Annotated in this window: 11 protein-coding genes; 4 read left to right on the top strand and 7 right to left on the bottom strand. The window is 43.5% G+C overall.

Translation table 11 applies throughout. The annotated features are described in order from the left end of the window. Positions 1-206: 206 nt before the first annotated feature. From FSB76_RS28295 to FSB76_RS28285, 3 genes are read right to left on the bottom strand one after another with little or no spacing between them, the layout of a single operon-like run. Complete coding sequence (locus tag FSB76_RS28295; RefSeq protein ID WP_147059479.1) at positions 207-9,179, bottom strand: cadherin-like beta sandwich domain-containing protein; 8,973 nt, start codon at positions 9,177-9,179, stop codon at positions 207-209. A 41-nt stretch (positions 9,180-9,220) separates the two neighbouring features. After that, on the bottom strand, positions 9,221-10,141 hold the full coding sequence (locus FSB76_RS28290; RefSeq protein ID WP_158643005.1) for a methionyl-tRNA formyltransferase: 921 nt from the start codon (positions 10,139-10,141) through the stop codon (positions 9,221-9,223). 37 nt (positions 10,142-10,178) lie between these two features. Next, the gene (locus tag FSB76_RS28285) at positions 10,179-10,712 is read right to left on the bottom strand and encodes a phage tail protein (RefSeq protein WP_147059475.1); all 534 of its coding nucleotides are present in this window, start codon (positions 10,710-10,712) and stop codon (positions 10,179-10,181) included. A 459-nt stretch (positions 10,713-11,171) separates the two neighbouring features. On the opposite strand from FSB76_RS28285, the gene FSB76_RS28280 reads away from it, so the two are divergent. Genes FSB76_RS28280 through FSB76_RS28265 form a run of 4 tightly spaced genes read left to right on the top strand, consistent with a single transcriptional unit; the run spans position 11,172 to position 13,854 of the window. Then, positions 11,172-11,768, top strand: a complete 597-nt coding sequence (locus FSB76_RS28280) for a hypothetical protein (protein WP_147059473.1) — start codon at positions 11,172-11,174, stop codon at positions 11,766-11,768. 14 nt (positions 11,769-11,782) lie between these two features. Beyond that, on the top strand, positions 11,783-12,439 hold the full coding sequence (locus FSB76_RS28275) for a hypothetical protein (protein WP_147059471.1): 657 nt from the start codon (positions 11,783-11,785) through the stop codon (positions 12,437-12,439). Further along, entirely contained in the window at positions 12,406-13,194 is a 789-nt protein-coding gene (locus tag FSB76_RS28270; RefSeq protein WP_147059469.1) for a sensor histidine kinase, read from the top strand. Before FSB76_RS28275 ends, FSB76_RS28270 begins: the two co-directional genes overlap by 34 nt. A 6-nt stretch (positions 13,195-13,200) precedes the next feature. Beyond that, positions 13,201-13,854, top strand: a complete 654-nt coding sequence (locus FSB76_RS28265) for a response regulator transcription factor (RefSeq protein ID WP_147059467.1) — start codon at positions 13,201-13,203, stop codon at positions 13,852-13,854. Positions 13,855-13,927: 73 nt separating this feature from the next. Here FSB76_RS28265 and FSB76_RS28260 read toward each other — a convergent pair whose 3' ends face one another. The 4 genes from FSB76_RS28260 to FSB76_RS28245 form a co-directional block, all read right to left on the bottom strand. Beyond that, entirely contained in the window at positions 13,928-16,735 is a 2,808-nt protein-coding gene (locus tag FSB76_RS28260) for an outer membrane beta-barrel family protein (RefSeq protein WP_147059465.1), read from the bottom strand. A 192-nt stretch (positions 16,736-16,927) separates the two neighbouring features. Continuing rightward, positions 16,928-19,135 (bottom strand): alpha-galactosidase, encoded by a 2,208-nt coding sequence (locus tag FSB76_RS28255; protein ID WP_225976337.1) that lies wholly within the window; start codon positions 19,133-19,135, stop codon positions 16,928-16,930. Between the two features lie 47 nt (positions 19,136-19,182). Beyond that, on the bottom strand, positions 19,183-21,210 hold the full coding sequence (locus FSB76_RS28250; RefSeq protein WP_225976336.1) for an alpha-galactosidase: 2,028 nt from the start codon (positions 21,208-21,210) through the stop codon (positions 19,183-19,185). 125 nt (positions 21,211-21,335) lie between these two features. Further along, complete coding sequence (locus tag FSB76_RS28245) at positions 21,336-23,672, bottom strand: glycoside hydrolase family 95 protein (protein ID WP_147059463.1); 2,337 nt, start codon at positions 23,670-23,672, stop codon at positions 21,336-21,338. Positions 23,673-23,681 lie beyond the last annotated feature (9 nt).

Here is a 23,681-nt window from a genome sequence, read left to right as displayed (position 1 = left end):
TTTTCGGCAAAAACCAGCTTATGAAAAACTTAGTAATGATAGGCCGAATTATTAACTTATCCATGGTGTTTATCAGCCTGATTTGGCGCTTTTAACAGGCTATTTTTGCCCTGTTACAGCAGGTTATTTACGGTAAATCCTGGTTACTTATTCCTATCAGCAACCAGGATTTAGTGTAATCCCCTAACGGGGCTATACTTTCTCTGTTAATATTTCAGGATTATATAACCTGTTTTGCGTTTGGTTTCATTACCATCCTTGTACTCTAATGAGTAATAGTATGTACCCGGCTTCTGCATCACCCCATTCTTGTTAGAGTGACCATCAAACAAGTTACCATTACTTCCATAGCCTTTTACATCATATACCAATGCCCCGCCGGCATTCATGATGCTTAGGCGATTATCGGCATAATTTTCAATACCATCAATGGTGAACACATCGTTAATACCATCGCTGTTTGGCGACAAGGCCTGATGAACGGTGAGGCCTGGTGAATTGATATCGTTTGATTTGGTGGCAACACCAGTAACAACAGTAGTAAAGAGCGATGGAACTGGGATATTTTTGCTCACTGCTATGCTGTAAGTATTGGTGGTAACGCCATCCCCTCCGGTAATCTGCGCATGGATGATGGTTGCTCCTGTTGCATTTAGCGTTATTGCCTGTGATAAGCTACCACTTGTAACAGGAACCCCTTCAACCGTAATAACTGCACTCGGATCGACAGCTTTCGGCAGCATCATAACGGTAGTGGTTCCTGATGGTACCGATGTAGTATAATTAAGTGTACCGTCTGCACTGCTTGCTATCCGCGTAAAACTCGCTGAAGGGCTCATCCCAAGTGACATCGTGATATCGCTCGAGCCATTTTTACTCACCCCTATGTTGTAAGTACGTAAAGTACCATCCTGTGCGGTAACCGTCATCGCTATATTAGTAGAACCGGTGGCATTCAGGGCGATTGGCCCGGAGGTGCTACCGCTGGTTACAATTGTTCCGTTTACTTTGATAATCGCATCTGAATTGCTTGCTTTAGGAACAATGCTAACACTGGTTGTCTCAACCGGTACCGATGTTGTATAGTTATAATTAGCCGTGCCCGTAACTGCTACAAACGAAGCTGCCGGATTCATGGCAAAAGTTGCGCCGGCATCGCTTGAGCCGTTCCTGCTTACTGCTATGCTGTAAGTATTGGTGGTGATGCCATCCCCTCCGGTAATCTGCGCATGGACGATGGTTGCTCCTGTTGCATTTAGCGTTATTGCCTGCGATAAGCTACCACTTGTAACAGGAATCCCTTCAACCGTAATAACTGCACTCGGATCGACAGCTTTCGGCAGCATCATAACGGTAGTGGTTCCTGATGGTACCGATGTAGTATAATTAAGTGTACCGTCTGCACTGCTTGCTATCCGCGTAAAACTCGCTGAAGGGCTCATCCCAAGTGACATCGTGATATCGCTCGAGCCATTTTTACTCACCCCTATGTTGTAAGTACGTAAAGTACCATCCTGTGCGGTAACCGTCATCGCTATATTAGTAGAACCGGTGGCATTCAGGGCGATTGGCCCGGAGGTGCTACCGCTGGTTACAATTGTTCCGTTTACTTTGATAATCGCATTTGAATTGCTTGCTTTAGGAACAATGCTAACACTGGTTGTCTCAACCGGTACCGATGTTGTATAGTTATAATTAGCCGTGCCCGTAACTGTTACAAACGAAGCTGCCGGATTCATGGCAAAAGTTGCGCCGGCATCACTTGATCCGTTCCTGCTTACTGCTATGCTGTAGGTATTGGTGGTTATCCCATCCCCTCCGGTAATCTGCGCATGGACGATGGTTGCTCCTGTTGCATTTAGCGTTATTGCCTGTGATAAGCTACCACTTGTAACAGGAACCCCTTCAACCGTAATAACTGCACTCGGATCGACAGCTTTCGGCAGCATCATAACGGTAGTGGTTCCTGATGGTACCGATGTAGTATAATTAAGTGTACCGTCTGCACTGCTTGCTATCCGCGTAAAACTCGCTGAAGGGCTCATCCCAAGTGACATCGTGATATCGCTCGAGCCATTTTTACTCACCCCTATGTTGTAAGTACGTAAAGTACCATCCTGTGCGGTAACCGTCATCGCTATATTAGTAGAACCGGTGGCATTCAGGGCGATTGGCCCGGAGGTGCTACCGCTGGTTACAATTGTTCCGTTTACTTTGATAATCGCATCTGAATTGCTTGCTTTAGGAACAATGCTAACACTGGTTGTCTCAACCGGTACCGATGTTGTATAGTTATAATTAGCCGTGCCCGTAACTGCTACAAACGAAGCTGCCGGATTCATGGCAAAAGTTGCGCCGGCATCGCTTGAGCCGTTCCTGCTTACTGCTATGCTGTAAGTATTGGTGGTGATGCCATCCCCTCCGGTAATCTGCGCATGGATGATGGTTGCTCCTGTTGCATTTAGCGTTATTGCCTGCGATAAGCTACCACTTGTAACAGGAACCCCTTCAACCGTAATAACTGCACTCGGATCGACAGCTTTCGGCAGCATCATAACGGTAGTGGTTCCTGATGGTACCGATGTAGTATAATTAAGTGTACCGTCTGCACTGCTTGCTATCCGCGTAAAACTCGCTGAAGGGCTCATCCCAAGTGACATCGTGATATCGCTCGAGCCATTTTTACTCACCCCTATGTTGTAAGTACGTAAAGTACCATCCTGTGCGGTAACCGTCATCGCTATATTAGTAGAACCGGTGGCATTCAGGGCGATTGGCCCGGAGGTGCTACCGCTGGTTACAATTGTTCCGTTTACTTTGATAATCGCATTTGAATTGCTTGCTTTAGGAACAATGCTAACACTGGTTGTCTCAACCGGTACCGATGTTGTATAGTTATAATTAGCCGTGCCCGTAACTGCTACAAACGAAGCTGCCGGATTCATGGCAAAAGTTGCGCCGGCATCGCTTGAGCCGTTCCTGCTTACTGCTATGCTGTAGCTATTGGTGGTGATGCCATCCCCTCCGGTAATCTGCGCATGGATGATGGTTGCTCCTGTTGCATTTAGCGTTATTGCCTGCGATAAGCTACCACTTGTAACAGGAACCCCTTCAACCGTAATAACTGCACTCGGATCGACAGCTTTCGGCAGCATCATAACGGTAGTGGTTCCTGATGGTACCGATGTAGTATAATTAAGTGTACCGTCTGCACTGCTTGCTATCCGCGTAAAACTCGCTGAAGGGCTCATCCCAAGTGACATCGTGATATCGCTGGACAACGTACTTTTGTTAACCACAATCACATAATCGTTTGTAGTTGTGCCGTCCGTACCTGTTATGGTGGTTGTTATAACATTATTGCCAGGAACCAGGTTTATTACAGCTTTACCTGAGACTAACGCCTTGCCATTTACTTTAACCGTGGCATTAGCATCATTTACAACCGGGATTAGCGTATAAGTAGTGGTTACATTATTTACTGCCGCAGTATAGTTGCTAATTCCTGCAGAAAATGCAGGGCTCAGCGGGCTGCTGGTAGTTAGACTGGTAAGTGTGACATTTGATCCTGCAGAAGGCCTGTTTATTGTTACATTATATGTTTTTGTAACAATACCGCTGTTAGCATCCCCGGCCGTTACAACTATAGTAAAACTGTTGTCGCCTGCAATCAAAGGTACGGTTGCCGACGTGCCAATTAGTGAACCATTAATGGTTACTGCTGCACCAGGATCTTTAGCAGTTGGCGTGATTACCACACTACCAATGTTACCCCCTACCGAAGCAGTATACGTAGTGTTTGTGCCATCGAAAGCCGGGCTCAGGGCGCCACTGCTAAGCGTTAGCGAGGTCAGCGTAGCATCGGGAGCTAAACGGGTTACATTTACTGTATAATTCTGGGTATTTACACCGTCTGCAGCGGTTACCGTAACTCTTATACGGTTTGGCAGCCCTACGTTAAGCGGAACACTTGCGCTTGGTGCACCTGCGCTAATGGTTGTGGCCCCTATTGCAACCGTTGCATCGGCAGCATTGGCAACCGGAGTTAGGTTTAAAATGCTGACGCTGTAAGGGACAGACGCAGAATAAGTAAATGTTGTGCCAACAAAAGCGGGGTTCAGGGTACCGGCATCTATAGCTAATGATGCGAGGCTGATATCAGCAAACGGTAACCTGTTTATGTGCAGGGTATTTGTAGTTTGGTGAATGCCATCAGCTGCGGTTACCACAATATCAAAGGTATTATCACCTAAATTTAATGGCAGCAAACTGGTGGAATTGTTCTGGGTTACAACAACATTGTTAACGGTAATTGTTGCGCCAGCATTGCCGGTTACAGGCGAAAGCCTTACGCCGGTAACTTTATTGGCAACGTTAAGTGGTGTAAGCGCGTCAAAAGCGAAATTGAAATTATGTGAATAGCCTGTTCCCGAAATGGCAAGTGCTACCAAACTGGCATCAGGCGACAATAGTGGCGGTGGCATGCCTGCGCGTGTAAGCACCAGCGTATACGTTTTTGTAGCGCTGTTATCTTGTGGTGTAACTACTATATTAAAGGTATTTGCCCCCCCTTGTAAAGTCATGGTATAATTGGCAAACCTGGTTACAGCAGTGCCATTTATTTTCATGCTGGCGTTTGGATCGTAAGAGTAAGCGGTAAGCGGCAAACCAGTGATGGTCGAATCGGCCAGGTCGGCGGTATAATTTAATACGGCTGGATCAAACGGTTCATTGATGGTAGTAGCGAACGGAATAGAAAGTGTAGACAGGTTATTATCTGACGATAGCGTACGGGTTACTGTTATGGTATAGGTATGTGTTGCAGTGCCATCTTCAGATGTAACTACAATATTGTAAGTGTTAACGCCATAGTTAATTGTCGGCGTAGCGCCTAAATAATTTACCGGGTTACCGTTAAATGTAATAACAGCAGCGTTGTTTGTACCAACAGGCACAAAGTTAAACTGCGATACATTGTTGGCTACTGTTGCGGTATAATTATACGTAGTACTGCTAAACGGCTCATTAAACGTTAATACAGTAGTATTAAGTGACGATAAACTGGCATCTGATGATGGCGCCCTGTTTATGGTGATGTTATAATGTTTGATATCGCCGTTTTGGGCCACCCCGTCAACACTAATGGGATTGTCGCCAACATTTAAGGAAAAATGATAAGCCGTGGTTGCTGTTATTTTGAAGGGACCTATTTGTGCATTTGCGTCAGCATCAGCAGCTGTTGCAGTAATATCGGTACCGGTAACAAGATTACTTACAGCAGCCGTATACGTTGTTGTATTAGGATCAAACGATGGATTAAATGTAACACCGCTTGTGATGATGCTACTTAGCAGCGCGTTTGTAGAAAGCGCCCTGTTTACAGTTACCAGGTAACTTTTTGTAGTGGTGCCATCCTGGGCAGTTACAACCGTGGTAAAGTAATTGTCGCCGGCATTTAAAGGCAAGGTAATTGCCGAACCTGACGTTAGCGCCATACCGTTAATAAGCATTGTGGCATTGGCCTGATGAACCACCGCCGTAAGGTCAATTGATGTAGTGCTATGATCTACATTTACCGAGTATTGATATGTTGCGGCATCGAAAGTGGTGTTTAACGTTCCCTGTGAAACGGATAGGTTTGATAAAGCCGCGTCGGTAGATAAAACAATAGTTAATGCCGAACCATTTGCAGGCGATTGTACAAAGCTGTAATTATTGGCGCTTAAACCCGAGCCATTAATAGGATAGTTTCCCTGCGGACTTGAATCCGTTGCTGTTGATGTAAAGCTTAATGTACCAGTGGTGGCCGTTGCTTGTGTATCACCGTTGATGAAACCCGTTACGGTACCGGTAAAGGCCGGGTTGGGTGCCAGGTAGGTTTTAGTTACCGGGGTTGCTACGTAACTTAAAGCAATTTTATTAATTGTTAAACTGTTGCCTGCAAAGTTTAAAGCGTAATTATCATTTAATGTGAGGCTACCCTGGTTGATGTTGTAGCTGCCTGCAAACTCACCCGCGTCGCGGGTTAACGAACCACTGAAGACATCGCCACCCAGTAATGCATCGGCGGTATAGGTTAAAGCCGGATCGGCATCGCCATACGCTTTGCTTTGCGCGTTTGCTGTTACATTTATTACTTTTTTACCGATAGTTAAGCTATTGCCTGTAAAATTTAAAGTATAGTTATTATTTAAGGCAAGGCTTCCCTGGCTAATGGCGTAACTACCGGCTGCCTCGCCTGCCGCACGGGTTAATGCCCCTGTAAAGCTATCGCCGCTTGTAAGTGCATCGGCGGTATAGGTTAAGGCCGGATCAGCGTCGCCATAGGTTTTGTTTTGGGCAGCGGCAGTAACATTAATTATTTTTTTGCCTATAGTTAAATTCGAGCCTGTAAAATTAAGGTTATAGTTTGTGGTGTTTAAAGTAAGCGTTCCCTGGCTAATGACATAAGTGCCGTTACTTTCGCCGGCTGCACGTGTGAGCGCCCCGCTAAAGGTATCGCTAAAACCAAGTGCATCAGCGGCATAGGTTAACACCGGATCAGCATCACCATAGGTTTTACTTTGCACATTTGCGCTTACATTAACGGTTTTTTTGGTAATAGTAAGATTGTCGGGTATAAACGATATGGTATAATATTGATCTGTAAAAACACCTGTTGTGGCATTTGCGGGGCGTTTGGTACCAAGATTTAGCACATAAGTGCCCACATCTTCGCCGGCCTGTCTGCCAAATGTACCAGTCATACCTTCGCCTGGCGCAAGCGACCCCACCCGGTAATAATACGGGAAGCCAGGATCCGCATCGCCGTAAACTTTAGTGGCTGGTGCAGGCTGTAAGGTTATGGCTCTTTTGGTGATGGTTAAATACTCTGGAATATAGGTAATAACATAGTTATTGGTTTGGTCTACACCGGTCGTGGTGTTAACGGGGTGTTTAGTTCCTATACTTAGCACATATGTACCCGGGGTTTCGCCGGGATCGCGCACGTATGAACCTGCCATCCCATCGCCACTTGCTAACGAGCCCACTCTATAATAATAAGGGAAGCCGGGATCGACATCACCATAAGATTTACTTGCAGGTGCGGGCTGAATACTAATGGCCCGCTTATTAACAGTTAAAACACCGGTTACAAACGAGAGCGTGTATTTGCTGGCGCTTAACGCCAGCGTTCCCTGGGTGATATTATAGGTACCAATATTAGTGCCCGCATCGCGTGTTAACGCACCTGTGAAAGCATCGCTGCCTGCCAATGCCCCCGTGGTAATTGAATAAGTTAACGATGGGTCGGCATCGCCATAAATTTTACTTGCAGCATTTGCAGTTACCGTTATTGAAGCCTTACCTACAGTTAATGCCTGCACTACACTGGTGGCGGCCAGATTACTGGCATCGCCCGCCTGCGAGGCTGTAATATTGGCAATACCAGGCGCAACAATGTGAATCTTACCACTCACTATCGTTGCCACAGCTGTATTATCGCTGCTATAGCTAACAGTTAAACCGCTGCTGGCTGTTGCACCTGGCGCATAGTCTGCATCGCCATATGTTTTTGAGGCTGTTGAAGCAAAGGTAATGGTTTGTGCGGCTTTAGCCCGGTTCACGGTTACTGTATAAGTTTTAGTTGAACCATCTTGTGCGGTTACCACAATGTGTTGGGCATTATCGCCTACATTTAAATTAAAATCGGCAGATGCCGAGCCTGATGATACAATGGTGAGGTTAACTTTGATAGTAGCGTTGGCCTGGTTGCGTGTTGGTGTAATGGCAATTGTTGTTGTGCTGTTTGGTACCGAGGCTGTATAAGAAGTAGTAGCCGAAGCAAATGTTGGGCTTAATGAACCACTGCTTAAACTAAGTCCCGAAAGTGTGGCATCATTTGATAGTGTTGAAAAAGAAACCACATCGCCATAACCTGTACCCGCAGTACTTGTTCCATATGCGCGTACATAGTAAGTAGTTGAACTTGACAGCCCGGTTATGCTTCCGGAGAAAGCGCCATTACCGCTGCCAATAGCTGATTTTGTAACACCACTGCCGCCTATTGTTGGTGTTTGGTTGGTAGAACTATATAAGATACCACGCTCCGTAACACTAATATCGCTGCGTGTTACCTGCCCGCCTAATGTTGCCGACCCAGATGAGAAGGTTGTGATAGCCGCTGTTGATGTTACTGCAGGCCTGGGTGCGTTTAAAGCTGATATCGAAATTGTTGAGGTGCCCAAAGCGAAACTCACAATTGCGCTGCCAACTACTCCTGTGAATGATACTGGCCTTATTTCTCTTGCCAAAGCACTTGCGGATGTTGATCCATCATAGAAAAATACTCTCTCATTACCAGCGTCAAGTGCAAACACAGAAGGCTGATAGCCTATTGAACTTGCAATAACTGTGGGTGTTCCAGAAACCGCGCTTCCGCTTATTTTCAAAATAGCATCATCGGCACCTTTTGATGTAAAACCAGCGGCGTCAGCTTGCAAAAAATAAATATTTCCGTCATTCGGGTTATAGTCCAACCCATTTATCGATTTACTTTGTGACAAAACCGTAACAATAACAGGAGTCGCAGGGGTAGTAAAATCAACTTTTTTGATAGCATTCGCTGAAGCAAACTTATCAAGTACATAAACAACATTATGCGCCAAATCAAGTGCCAGGCCTATGGGCGTATTGGCTATAGAAGTAACCACAGCCACATCGTTAGTGCCATTTGGCTGTACTTTTCTCAATGCATCATTTGTGGCTAATGTATTTGCTCCGGATGTAGTTAAATAATAAATATAATCACTCGCAGCATCGTAACGCATAGCTGTTAAAACATCCGGTACAGTTATAGTGCCTGTAACTGCTTTAGTGGTAAGGGATATAACCTTAATTTGTTTTACTCCGCTTGTATTGTCATATACAAATGCGCGGTTACCGGTATAATCTATCGCTGTAGCGGTTGGTGCTCCTACAAGCGAGCTTATAATTGCAGCGGCACCTGTGCCATTATAATTAACGCTACTCAATCCATCATTAACCTCCGTTGTGGTGGCACTACCTGTGGTAGTATAATGAACTTGTGCCTGGCTACTGCTACCAACGCACAGGAAAATTAACAATAATAGCGGCGCAAAAACCTGACGCACGCTTATTATTAATTTTGTTTTAAATACAGGTAAAAGTGTTTTCATAATGAAATTTTAAACGTTCTATTTATTGTCCGGCTGTGCCGTTATATTTTGCTTATAAATATTTGCCCTGTTTTTAAACCATAAAAACAGGCATGCCGGGCGGGGATACAAGTATTATTTATATTGAAAAAGTTTATGTTCAAAGCCTGGTTACCTATGCAACCCACGTTAAACTTGTTATTGGCAATGTTAATGCTGCCGAGTATGCTATCTACTTCTGCCAAAGTCGGTTCGGCATCTAATATTTTCAGTTCTAACCCGTTTATTAAAGTGCTTGCCCCGTTATTCCACGATGTGCAGGCTTTAATAAGATCGAGGATCTGTTTTGCATCCATCGTATCCCAGTTTATCATTACATCGGCCAGCTGTGGTTTTTTGTAATACCGGGCTTTGGTTTCGTCCTGTATCTTGTTATAAGGCGTTTGCCTGCTGTTTAGGGTAGCGATTATCTGCGCTACCCCCTGCACCTGCAGCTGGCTAAATGCCTGGTTTATATAATTGTAGGTGTGGTATTCTTCGTTTTTAATATTTTGTTCCCAGGTAACCGCGCCGCTGTCAAGCTTATTGGTTAGTTGGTGTATACATAAGCCTAATTCTTTTTCGCCGTTTTTCAATTGCCAAAAAACCGGCGAAGGCCCCCTGTATTGCGGCAGTTTACCAAAGTGGATATTATACGTTCCCTTTGGCACACCACTTAATTCCTTTATATCAATTTTATGACTGTAACCTGTTATGAAAATTATATCAGGTTCGTTTAGTTGTTGCCAGTTATAAAGCTCTTTTTTATCATCTTCTGCGTAGAACGGTATATAGTTCATCCTGCAAAAACCGGCCATGTCATTTACACTCACATCAGCATGGGCCGATTTCCCGAAGTATAGTATAACCTCTGCTTTAATACTGCTTAGGTATGAAAGCAGAGGTATACATATTTTTGAATTTGATACGATACCAACTTTCATTGGCATGTATTGAAATCCATCAAAGTTTTGTTCATTATTATGGTCTTGAAGGCCAGATTCCCTGCCAGGCAATAATGAAATTGACGGCTAAATAAGGTGTTACTACATTTACAGGTTGGTTACCACCTGCAGGTGCAACAGCTAACGGATTCATTTGCGAATCTGTTGTTGAGGCGTAGCTATTAATAATTGTGCCTAAGGCCGGGTCTGAAGAAGCAGCTGGATACCCTGCCGCCGGAACTGCAAGGTCTGCAGTTGAAGAACAATTGATTACGTGCGAGTGCGCAGGCATTTGCGGTGCAATTAAGGTAATGTTTTCGTTGCCGCCCACCTGGCCAAGCTCATAACGTGATACGTTTTTTCCTTGCCCGTTACCCGAGTGTATAGGGGCACGACCACGAAGATCTGGTATTTGAAAAGTGCTCATGCCATCGCCACCATAAGTAGTGCCTAATAAAGAAAAAAATGCACTGTACTGTGAAATTGATAATAATGAGCCATCACAAAAAAACCACCCCTGGGGTGCAAAATTGCCGGCGAACATGCGGATTTCGCCAATGTAAGGTTCCATAGTGTTTAAATTTTAGGTTTTAGTTATAAGTTATTTTAGGTTTAGAATTGGTTAATTCTATTTAATTATCGGTAAATATATATTATTAAAATTTAACAACAGCTTAATTCGCATTTGATAACAATAATAAAAATTTTAATTACCCACTTAAAAATCAATCACTTACAATAATATACTATAAGCTAATTTACACATCGGATAAAGCACAACACCAGCATTACAAAGCATTAATATTGCCGATAAGTTACATTTAACCGAAAATTTGAATTATTTAAAAAAAGAACGGACGTAATGTGTTCTGTATTTGCATCACATCACAAATGTCTATCATAGTAAAAGGACAACATAGGGTGTAATCAGCTTTTTTTAAGGTGTTTTTAAGGGTGAAAAAAGGTTTAATATAGATGTTGTGGTTGTACCGATTATTAACCACTTTCGATAAACTTAATTAACAATATTATGACCCTAAAAATTACCCTAATTACATTGGCAGTTGCCGCTATTGGTTTTAGCGCATGCCAACAAAAGCAGCAAGCCGATGTTAGCACAAATAAAATTGGCATCAACATGGATACCTTGAGTCTTCAAACGGCGCTGAGGTATGTAAAAAATTACAGTAAAAATGCCGGCACAGTTGATTCAGCCTTTTCTGATGCGCAAGCCGTGGAAAAGACCTATAAAGGATCAAACACAAGGTGCATTTGGTTTAGTGTTGACAGGCTGCAGGCTCTTGTTGATTCAATAAAAAAGGAGAGAGGTGATGGCGTTCGTTTTTACCTGGCTACTTATGACAAATCTTACTCCGAAGATTTTAAGGGCGGCCATAAGCCCGATAAACAATACTGGGGCTATAATACACTTGTAATGGTATCGACAAAAAAAGACAGCACTTCAGGCAATATAATTCACCAGGATTACTATGGCAAAAACCCCCAACCGGGCCAAAATGGCAGCCAGCAAGGCTTTATTGTTGGCTCCACTCCCGAAAATCGCGGCGAACAATGCCCGCCACCAGCTACCTGTAAAGGTGCAACCCTATTGCTATTAGGCAACTAAATCAACTAAAACAAATGATGTTCATCACCATAAATACCGGGTGTGAATTTATGTGCTTCCTGGCTGCCTTTATTTTTTTAATAAAAGATAAGGATACAGCCTGGAAGCTGTTTATCCCATACCTGCTGCTAACCTGCCTTGTTGAAGTAACCGGTGTATACATGCGCAAAGTAGCGCACGTGCCTAATTATAACCTGTACAATGCTTTTTTACTGGTTGAATGTGGTATTACTGGCTACACTTTTTATAGTTTATATAAGCCATTTAAAAACACAGGCAAATGGCTTATTACATGGTATGTCATTTTTATAGCCACCTACCTGGCAGAACTGGTGATGACCCATTTTAAGGCATTTGTTTCAATAACGGCAACCGTTATGTCGGTTGTATTTGTACTGGCAAGCCTTTATTATTACTATCTTAAACTGATGGATGAAAACTTTGACCGGCTTGCATTTTCTGCACCCTTTTGGTGGGTAAGCGGATCGCTGTTTTTTTACTTCGGCAGCACAACCTGCAACATTTTTTTCGATTATCTTTCCAGCTTAAAACCTATTAATAACCAACTTTCCATCCGGTATTATATTTTTATTTTATTAAACATAACCTTATACTCTTTTTGGACATACGCTTTTTTATGCAGATATCTTCGCAGGAAATCATCTTCCTGATTGGGCTAACATCCCTTATTTTCCTGATTGCCCCACTCTTCCTGATCATTTATGTTGCTTCGTACAATCGCAAAAAGAAGAAACATCAGGAGGAGAAATTGCTAATGCAAAAAACATATGAAAATGAGCTGCTTAAAACCCAGATAGAAGTACAGGAGCAAACACTTAAAACCATTGCCTACGATCTGCACGATAATATAGGGCAATTGCTGAGTATTACCACCATCACGTTAAGCTCTATCGACCTGAATAACACGGATAAATCTGCCGAAAAACTTGCGTTTATTGATGAGTTGACAACAAGGTCAATTAAAGAAGTAAAAGCCTTATCGCGCCTGTTGCACGGCGAAGAGCTGGTAAACCGCGGGTTGGCCGCAGCTATTGAATTTGAACTGGAATGGCTGCAACGATCAGACAAATTTAAGATCAATTTCGAAAAGAGGGATTTCGGGACCTTTAATCCCGATAGCGGTCAGGAAACTATCCTTTTTAGGTTGTTCCAGGAGATTATAAATAACATTATACAGCACGCAAAAGCAACCGAAATATTTATAACTTTAGAGCAGATTGAAAATTCATTTAAGTTAACAATCCGTGATAACGGCAAAGGTTTTAATGTTGAAGAAACCTTAAAAAGAAAATCCGGGATGGGCCTGCATAATATAACAAAACGGGCAGCCATGATTAACGGAACAGCCTTTATTAATTCGGCCCCGGAAAGCGGATCAGAAATTATTATAACTATACCCTACTAAATTTTAATGTACGCAGACAAAATAGATATTGTTATTGTTGACGATCATACCCTTTTTAGACAGGGCCTGGTAAGCCTGCTTACCGATTCGGGCAAAATAAATGTGATTTTTGACGCCGAAAACGGCCAGGATATGATCCAAAAGTTATCCCGACACCCCCTGCCGGAAGTGATCCTGATGGATATTACCATGCCCCTGATGGATGGCTACGAAAGCACCAAATGGATTAAAGAAAACCATCCTGAAATAAAAGTACTGGCACTAAGTATGTTTGAAGAAGATAAGCCGATTATAGGCATGCTTAAAAGCGGCGCCGGCGGTTATATGCTCAAGCAATCACGGGCTTCTGATTTGATTGACGCTATCACCGGCATCGCTAAACAATCATTTTATATTAATGAGCTGGTAAGCGGCAAACTGTTACGCAATATTCAAAACAATCAGCCTGTAAAAACCCAGCAGGTTGAAGTAAATGCCAACGAATTAAAATTCCTTGAGCTTTGCTGCAGCGACCTTACGTACAAGCAAATAGCCGATATGATGAACTTAAGCCCGCACACGATAGATAATTACCGCGAAGCCTTGTTCCAAAAGTTTGAAACTAAATCGCGAACAGGACTGGTAATTGCCGCCCTGAAGCAGGAATTGATAAAGATATAAGGGGGCTTCAAGCCCCTCTCAAACCCTCCCCGGAAGGGAGGGCTTTATTAAAACAGATAATCAAAAAGCTCCCCTACTCAATAAAGCTCCCATCTCCTCTCCTTTTCATCCGCTGTCCGTGGCGCATTGGCGAGCCTGTCCATTTTTGGAGGTTTAGTTTGGCACTAAACATGAAATAACGGCTTTGCGCGTTACTGAGGGTATTGGTTACCGAATTTTCGGTAGTTACCTGGCTAATAAAGTTGTTTTGTTTTAAAATATCAAACACCTGGAACGTAAGGGTAAGGTTGCGGCGCTTAAAAAACTGTTGTTCAATGTAAGCGTTAATTACCAATGGGTTACGCGTAAGGTTTTGCGAAATCCCTTTAACAAAGTTTTTGTTGGCGATGTATCCAAAAGTAGCTGTGCGGCCGGTAAGGAAATAAAATTTTCCATCAATTGCCAACGCCGTTGTGCTGATATTGGTATTTACCGAATGGGGCAATGTAAAATATGATTTTGCCACATCATAGGAAACATAAGGATTTATCTCCACCGATTCACTTGGGTTTATTTGAGGGCCTAAGCGCTCATTAAAATGCCAGGTAGTGTTGAAGTTTTGTACATTGTTACTCATGGATATGCCATGTCCGTAGTTAATTGTACCATTGAGTGATAAGTTATACTTTCGATCGGCCAGTTGTTTTGATATATTGTAGTTACCGCCAATGTTGTAACTGCCATTTAAGTTTATGTAATGCGTTTCGTTTTTTAAAGCACCAAGGGTATCGGCTATCTGCACCGTATTGGTAACAATCTGGTTTTTGATAAAACTTACATTGGCGTTGGCCGATACGTTGAACTTTGAATCGACTATGTAATTATTGTATTGCAGGTTAATGGAGTTCCTGAATGATGGTTTCAAATCAGGGTTACCCACAACCGGGTTTTGCGGATTGGATTCATCACGCACGGGTTGAATCTGGTTAAATGTTGGCTCCTGCGGGCTACCTGAGTAGTTAACCGAAAAACGCTCCTGTTTTGACCACACGTACTGAAAGCGCGCTATCGGTATCAGGTTAAAATTAGTACGATGTGTGCTTACCACCCCGCCGGTTATTTTTGTACCATCCAAAACGGTTGGCACACCGGTAACGCCTAACGAAATATTGTATTTTTTTTGATTGACACGGTAATTAAGAGCCAGCCGGGTTTCGGTAAATGAATATCTGAAAACATTGCTCAGCGAGTCGACCAGGTTGCGCCTGCCCAGCGAATCTATGTTGTAGGTATAAGCCTGGTTATCATAACTGCGCGAATTTACCTGCGCATTAAACTCCAGTTGCGATACATCTGTAAGCGGTTCAACATAAGTAAAACTGGTTCTGAAATTCTTACTCAGGTTGCTGCGACTAATATGGCGGTTTACCAACGAATCTTTTAAAACATGATTGGTTGAGTCCTGGTAGTAAATAATGTTGTTGTCCTGCTCGTTAGCTGTTTTGTTATCAGAGCGATTGTAACTTACCTGAAACGACAGGTTGCGCTTTGGCTTTTTAAATAAATGCTGATAAAACACAATAGCGCCCCAACTGGGCACAGTATTATTGCTACCGGTTAGCCCCAGAATATCCTGGTGAATAAGGCCGGTTTTAAAACTTTGAGATGTGTTTGTTGAATTTACGCCCGAGTAGCTAAAATTGGGTGTAACTTTCAGGTAGTTGGCACTATCAATATTATACTCCAGTTCCAGGTTCACATTATGAGTTTTGTTATTATTCTGCGAATTGGAGTTCCTGATAAAATTGGTGGTGCCCAATGTGCTAAACTGTTGGCCATCGCTATGGTTAATAGAATTAACGTCTCTGAAATTATAATTGTAGCTGGTATTTATTTGTATCTTTTTGGTGAGATAGCTCCGGTAGCTGATATTGGGGCCGCCTGTTTTGGTAGTACCACCGCTGCCGCCCCCTGTTCCGCCCGAAACCCCATTTACCGTGTTTACAAAACTACCTATCAGCCCTATCTGTTCGTTGCCGTTTATCCGCTGAAAAAACAAACGGTTATCATAACGATCATCACTACCTACACCCGCGCTTAACCGGCCAACATTACCTACCGATCTATCGGCCCTGGTAGTGATATTAAGTACTTTCTGCGGATCACCATCTTTAATCCCGGTCCGGGCGGCCTGGTCACCATAATCATCAACAATCTGGATTTTATCTACAATATCTGCAGGCAAATTTTTAATTGCTTGCGCTACATCGCCACCTATATAGTCTTTGCCGTTCAGCCTGGCTTTTACTACTGCTTGCCCCTGGTGGGTAACCGTTCCGTCTTTCGCAACTTCTACACCCTCCATTTTTTTAATCAGCTCGTCAACAGTTGCGTTCGGGCGTACCTTGTAATCGCTTGCACGGTATTCAACCGTATCTGCTTTATAAGTTACACTTGGTTCGCCGTTTATCACCACCTCGCCCAGCATATGCTGCTGCGGCTTTAAAACAAAGGCATCAAGCTCAAGGCTACGTGATTCGTCGTTGTTCAGCATCTTGCGTACTATCGTTTGAAACCCCACGCTGGTAACGGTAATCACAAACGTGGCCGACTTAACCTTCCCAAATCTGAACTTACCTGTTGGCCCTGTGCTGGTAACCATACTATCTGTAGCCGATACCAGCTTAATAGTTGCCCCTTCCAGTTTTTTATTTGCGGTATCCTTAACTACCCCATAAACTTCCCTGAAAGGCAAAGGACCTTTTTGATCTGTTGTACCGCGTTGCCTCCCGAAATTACCGGCGCCATTGTTTCCGTTCCCATTGCCACCTCCCCGGCGGTTTTGGGCATAGCCTGTGGCGGCAAACATCAATACAAATAAACAGAGTAAAGTTTTTTTCATGGTAAGGCAGATGTAGCTGGGTTAAGTCCAGAGTTAAAAAGTCTTAAGCCTTAATTTATAAGTTGCAAAACGGGCTATAACTTAAAGCTATCTATTTAAACTTGTAAAACTGACAGTAATTAACCTTGCTAAAAATACAAGGCTGCAACGGTTTATTTTAAACTGTTGCAGCCTTGTTACATAACATCCTTGTTACCTGCTTTCTTCAAGCTGTAAAACAACGCTTGTTCTGCCGCTGTTAACATCGGGGTTGATGCCTACGGTCATTAAAAAATCGCCTGTTAAAACCAGGTTATTTTCGATAGATGAGTTGGAGCCTGGATAAAGGTTAATTTCTTTAACCAGGTATTTTTTTTGCGGATCGAGGCCTTTCAAGCGGATAGGCACCTTTGTTCCAGCTCCGTAACGATTATTAACCAAATAGTTAAATACTACCGCTTTTGACTTGCTATCGTTAACATACATGATAGAAGCTGCATCGTTATCCCATGGCGATTGCAGGCGATATTGATCGCCGTGCCAGATGGCATCTTTCAGGTATTCGTAATTTTTAAGGGCATCGTGCACATAGTCAAGGTCTTGCTCACTTAATTTACTTACCACAATATCAAAACCAAGTTTACCCATCATCGCTACATCTGTGCGGAATTTTATTGGCTGTTTACCCCAGTCGGTAACGTGGTTTGAGCTGGTCATAGCCGGGTAAAAGTAGGAATACTCCCATTGGATAAACACCCTTTCTAAGGGTTCGGTGTTATCACTTGGCCAAAACTCGGTAAAGTATTTGAGTGCACCATAATCAACACGGCCACCGCCGCCGGAGCATAGCATCAAAGGTACTTTGGGATATTTTGCCCTGACACGTTCCAATACTTTATACAAACCGAAAACATAGTCGGTATACAAATGCGATTGATCCTTTTTCAGATAAGCCGAATATGCATTATAGATCACCGCGTTGCAATCCCATTTAATATAGGCGAGGGTAGGATTTTTGGTAAACAGGTCATCCACTATCCCAAATACAAAATCCTGTACCTTAGGATTGGCAAGATCCAACACCAACTGGTTGCGGAAATATTTTTCGGGACGGTTTGGTTGTTTTATCACCCAATCTGGATGTTTGCTGTAAAGCTCACTTTTGGGGTTAACCATTTCGGGCTCAATCCAGATGCCAAATTTTACGCCATCAGCCGTTGCCTCTTTTACCAACGATCCGATCCCGTTAGGTAATTTCAACTTATTTTCCTGCCAATCGCCTAAACCTGCATGATCGCCATTACGTGGAAATTTATTGCCAAACCAGCCATCGTCCAACAAAAACAGATCGACTCCTAATTTTTTTGTATCTTTTAATAAACCAAACAGTTTGCTTTCGTTAAAATCAAAATAAGTCGACTCCCAGTTGTTCAGCAAGGTAAGTCTATCGCCCTGCCCGTCAACAATTTTATATTTGCGTGCCCAGCGTTGCAGCTTGCGGCTGGCATCTCCCTTGCCATGATCGGAGTAAGTATAAACAAACGCCGGCGTGGTAAATTCCTGAGCTGGTTTGAGGTGATACTCGGCAGCTGCGTTGTTAATACCGGCAATAACCCTTAGGTTATTTGATACATCCAGCTCCAGGTCGATTTTAAAATTACCCGACCATTCCAGCGCGCCCAGCACTACTTTGCCTTCATCCTCGGTAGCCGGTTTATCCATAGATACCATGAACATCGATGGCTCATACAAATTGGCGCGGGTGCCCAGCTTGCTATCAATAGTTTTAATGCCGTGGGTTAGCTTTGCTTCTTCTGGCTGCATCTCCAATGCCCAGTTACCATGATATTGTTTAAGCCAAAAGCCATTACCTTTTAAATTAAGATTGGCTGATGCATATTTGTTTAGCGTTACTTCACCCTTTTCGTTATGTTTTATTACCGACCATTGTTCGGTAACGTCCTCTTTAAAATAGGTTTTATAATATAATGTTACTTCAAACGGATAAACAGGATCTTTCAGGTTAACAGCCAGCAGGCTCACATCTTCATCAACTTTGGTAACGGTGTGGCTTACATAAATTAGGTTGAGGGATTTATTACCATCGGTATGTGTAACCGTTATTGCCGGTTCGGCCAGGCTTTGCGAACCTGATGCCATATAGGCTTCAGTTAACACACCTGAGTCATCGGCCTGTCGGTACATTTTACCAATTTGTTCATACTCTTTGGCGTTACCCAGCTTGCTGCCGAAATAAACCATTTTAAGGGTTTTATCGCCATCGGTTTGCAGCACCAGGGCATTATTTTGCGTTTCTACAGGAATAGTAACAGTTTGGGCGTGGCTTCCCATAGCCATCACAACCGAACTTACAAGCACCACACCAAATGGCAGTACTTTGTTTATTAACTTCTTTTTCAATTTTTTATAGGTTATTTATCAGGTACAAATAAGGTTAAATTTATTGATTATTGGTTCTTGAATTCAAATTTATATAATGCAGCATCGGCAGCAGGAAGCTTTACATTCAAATCGGTATCGGCTCCTTTTAGTATTTCGCTGACTTTATATTTTTGCGGAGGAAGGCCTAATCTTTTAAAATCCAATGCAAACTCCTTAGGCTTATCCGAGTAATTAAATATAGCAACATAATAGGCATTTCCGATTTTTTGAACAAATAGTTCAGATGCGTTTTGGCCGGTGTTACCTTCTACCGGTTTAAAAGATTTACCATTTTTTATCACCGCTAATATTTCCGGGTTTTGATACCACTGCATAGCTCTTGCACTCCATTGCCCATGCACCGAAAAATCATCGCCGGTAATAAACGTCCCCGTAATAATAGCCGAAAGCATCCGGGCACGGTTAGCCCCTTCACTTTCGTTGTTTAATACCACATGGTCGGCATCAACAAAATTGTACAAATAGGTTTGCCACCAGCCGTAGCTTACACTATTTAAAGTGTACTGGGTATTATCGATACTTTTAAAAGCATCGCAGGCTATGCGGCGGGTATGCACATAACGGCCCGACGCCAAACTTGGCGATATGGCAGCGTAAATGAGCATCTGATCGCCCAGTTTGCTGATGAGGTATTCCATTCCTTTACGGTAAGCCTGCATGCCTGTGGTAACAGCCGGATCATAAAAATGGGTGGATTCAGCAGTAGCGTGGCCCAGGAAATCTATTTTAATCATTTTAAAGCCGCATTCTTTCAGCTTACCAATCACCAAATCAATATGTTGCAGCGTTGCAGGATGTGTAGGATCAACAGCCCTTGCACCATCTATATCGTGGTAGCCTTTGCCAACTTTTGTCCAGGTTTCGCCATAGGTGTAGTTGGTGCCGGCCACTTTTCTGTCAGGACCATCTTTCCATCCCCAATCGGTAAATGGCGCCCAATAAACTCCTGGTTGCAACCCTTTGCTTTTGCAGTAGTCGGCAAACTCCTTCAGCTTGCTGTAATCGCCCTCTAAGCCGCCCTTCAGCATAAAGTCCCAGTAGGAATCCAAATCAATAAAAGCGGTGTTACCTGTGCGGAAGGCTGATAGGCTGTCGGCAAAAAAATCGGCCACTTTGGTAGCTTTTTCGTAGGTAAGTTTTTCCTGCATTACGCCCCAGCTATTCCAGCCAACGGGTGTTGGTTTTATCCAGTTAAAAACAAACGGAGGTTCGGCAATGCGGTTGGCTTTAGCGTATTCTTCCATACCGGTACGCCAGTCATCGTAATAACCAATAAAAATCTTTGGCGACCGCACTATATCGCCTTTAACATCACCGTGCTCAATATTATCGCGGGTTACGCTTTCTTCGGTATACCCGCTCCAAACAACCATCCGGTTGCCTTCACCGGTGGCCGTGCTGCGTACCCCGGTTTTCCAAATCTCGTGCTCAACAGATCCGGCTACGTAACCGTTGCGGCTGGTGTTATCATATACGGTACCCACTTCGGCGCTGGTATTGCTGAAAGGGGCTTTAAACTCTTTGGCATTGTAGCGGATAAACGTATCGTTATCAAAGGGCACAAAAATGCTGCGGGCATCGCCGGTAACAGCAGGAATATTACCGGAAAATGGAATAATAGAATTACTCGAGAGTTTTTTTCCTGACAATACAACCTGGGTCAGGAAAAATTCCCGGCCCGGGTAAACGTAAAATACCTGTTCAATTTTTGGCAAGTTATTACCGGTATGCGTTACTACGTATTTTTCGCCTTTACCAAAACCATCATTTACAGGGGATGAAGCGTACTTGCGGTATAAATTATCGGTGGTAGCTACAGCCAAGTCTTTTATTTTGAACGTGGCTGTTATATTAGAAAACAAGGTTGTTTTGCCATGATAAACATTATAGGTACCGGCTTTAAGGTCATAAACAATGCTGTTGCTTTTACCGTATGGAATTGTCACGGTAGTTGTTTGCCTGGCGGATGCAATACTGACCAGCGTTTGTATGACTAACGAAAAGGTAAAAATTATTTTATAGCTTATTTTCATTGATTAGTATTTTTAATAATAAAGCGTCATTGCGAGGTACGAAGCAATCCCCGATATGCCAAGTCCCACATAGTTCAGGATTGCTTCGTACCTCGCAATGACGATAGTTTAGCACATTGATTTACTTACACCTTTTGCGCCATCACTTCTTTCATTACCCCGTTAACCTTTACTTTCACCTTACGCGGCGTGGTTGATGTAACGCGGTAGCTAATGACTTTACCATCCTTCCATTTAAAATCAACGGTAAAATTGCCGCGGGCACGTAATCCCTTCACATCACCCGACGCTTTCCAGCTGTCAGGAATAGCCGGGATCAGGTTGATGTAACCTTCATGGCTTTGGATCAGCATTTCGGCAATACCTGCTGTAGTGCCAAAATTTCCATCAATTTGAAACGGCGGCCCCGCCGACAAGAGATTTGGATAAATACCGCCCCCTGCACCGTAATTTATGCCTGTACTTGTAGTCGGTTTCATGATCTCGGTGAATAGTTTATAGGCCCGGTTACCATCGTGCAGCCTTGCCCAGAATAAGAGTTTGTAGGCGATAGACCAGCTTGGGCCATCGTCTCCGCGTACATCCAACGTTTTCTTAGCTGCGGCTGCCAGGTCGGGTGTGCCGTCTGCTGTAATTTCGGATGCGGGGTAAATACCATACAGATGCGAAATATGCCTGTGCTGTGGCTCGGTTTCCTTATAATCTTCCAGCCACTCCTGTATGCGGCCATCTTTGCTGATGATACCGGCAGGGGGAATTTCTGTTAATCGTTTTTTTAATTGGGCACGGAAAGCGGCATCAATACCTAAAGTTTCTGACGCGGTAATTACATTGGCGAACAACTCGCGCATAATCTGGTTATCGATAGTTGCACCGATGCAAATGCTGGCGTGATTGCCGCTGCCATCGGGCATCATAAAGCTATTTTCGGGCGATGATGACGGCGCAGTTACCATATAACCGCTTTTAGGGTCTTTTACCAATATGCTGTTGTAAAACTGTGCCGAGCCTTTCAAAATGGGGTAAATACTTTTCAGATAGCTTTTGTCATTTGTAAAAGCATAATGATCCCAGATGTTACTGCACAGCCAGCCCGAGCCAGCTTTGGTTACGCCCCATGAAGCGCTTTCGCCGGGCTCAGTCCATCCCCAAACATTGGTTATTACGTGGGCAACCCAACCATCAGCATTGTAGTAAGCCTTAGCTGTACGCTCACCGTTTTTCACCATACCGCGCACCAGTTCAACCAATGGCAGGTTTAGCTCAGACAGGTTAGAAACTTCGACCGGAAAATGGTTCATTTGAACATTTACATCCAGGTGGTAATCGCCATTCCAGGGGGTATGAACTTCGTTGGCCCAAAGCCCTTGTAAATTGGGCGGCAACAAGCCTACCCTTGTGCTGCAAATACTTAAATAGCGCCCAAATTGATAAAACAAAACTGGCAAACCTTTATCGTTGGCAGGCGCTTTATGGAAGCTAATGAGCCGCTGATCGGTGGCCTCTGCCGAGTTATCATCGCCTAAATTGATACTTACCCGGTTAAACAGCTTTTGAAACATGCTGATATGCTCCTGCTTTTCTGCCGCGTACGGCCTTAGCATAGCATCAGTTAAATTCTTAGCCATTTTAGTCTTAAAATTGGGACTTTTAAAATCGGTAGTTGCCGAAATGTAGATAATAACCTCGGTAGCATTTTTGATAACCAGGCTATTATCTGTGGAGGTTAAAGTCCCCCCGGTAAGCCTGGCTTTAACATTGGCTATGTATTGCATGCCGTTACCATCGGTACCGTTATCCAACCGGCCTTCCATTTGCAGCGTATTACCAATTGTGGTGGTTTTTGACCGCTCCGGTCGGCTAATACCAATACTAAAATTCAGCTTGCCGGGCTTATCGGCGCTAAGCTTAATCACATCCACATCATTGCCAAAACTGGTAAAATACTCCCGTTTATAGGTTACGCCGTTAACAGTATAAATACTTTTAGCAATAGCGTTATCCAGCGACAATTCACGCTGATAGTTGGTAAATTTCGAAGCATCGGCACCATTATAATCAAACTTAAGGTTTAAATCGCCAAGAGTTTGAAAACAACCCCATTGTTTGCCTCCCGATCCGGGGCCTTTGCATACAAAATCTTTATCTATCAGGGCCTGCGCTTCCACGTTTTTGCCGGCTAATAGCAATGCCTTTATCTCGGGCAATTTTTTATAGGCGTCATAATTATTGGCGTCCTGCACGGAACCCGACCAAAGTGTTATGTCATTAAGTACAATTTTTTCATCACTCACTCCCCCATCCGGCATCATGCCTAAACGGCCGTTGCCCAGGGCAAGAGTCTCTTCCCAGCGCGATGCAGGCTTATCATAATGTAAATTAAGCGCCTTTTTCTGGGCGATTGAAACCGTCGACAGCAATAAAAAAGCAGCTGCAGCGGGTATATATTTTTTAAAATTCATTTAGTTTGG

The sequence above is a fragment of the Mucilaginibacter ginsenosidivorax genome, assembly GCF_007971525.1.
GTDB lineage: Bacteria > Bacteroidota > Bacteroidia > Sphingobacteriales > Sphingobacteriaceae > Mucilaginibacter > Mucilaginibacter ginsenosidivorax.
Note: the sequence above shows the minus strand (reverse complement) of the source record. Positions and strands in the feature narration are given on the sequence as shown.